We start from the raw sequence: 562 nt of genomic DNA, 5'->3' as shown, positions 1-562 counted from the left end.
CACCAACGCCGCCTCGATCTCACCGAGCTCGATCCGCAACCCCCGCAACTTCACCTGAAAATCGGAACGACCGATGTACTCCAACTCACCATCGGGGTTCCACCGCACCAGATCACCCGTGCGATACAGACGCTCACCCACACCGAACGGCGACGCCACAAACCGCTCCGCCGACAATGCTGCACGCCCGAAATACCCCCTCGCGATCTGCGCACCCGACAAATACAACTCACCCGCCACACCCACCGGCACCGGCGCGAGTCGGCTGTCGAGCACAAACACCTGCGTATTCCACACAGGTGTCCCGATCGGAACCGCACCCGCACTACCCGCCTCGGCCGGCCCCGCCGTGACATGCACCGTCGCCTCGGTCGGGCCGTAGAGGTTATGGAGCTGCGGTAGCCCGAGGGCAGCGCATTGATCGGCCAGTGGCGCAGGGAAGGCTTCGCCGGCGACGAGGACGAGCCGCAGCGACGCGCACTCCTCACGCGTGGCGACAGCAGCGAACACCGCAAGCATCGACGGCACAAACGACGTCGCAGTAATCCGCTCCCGACCGATC

The 562-nt window shown here is 65.5% G+C and carries 1 protein-coding gene; it reads right to left on the bottom strand.

Annotated elements, in window-relative coordinates:
* Positions 1–562, bottom strand: a 562-nt coding sequence (locus TVH25_RS21355; protein WP_422425420.1) for an AMP-binding protein, incomplete at both ends; no start/stop codon positions are given.

This window comes from Rhodococcus sp. 7Tela_A2, from assembly GCF_049311045.1.
GTDB lineage: Bacteria > Actinomycetota > Actinomycetes > Mycobacteriales > Mycobacteriaceae > Rhodococcus.
This window is presented reverse-complemented; position numbering and strand designations above follow the sequence as displayed.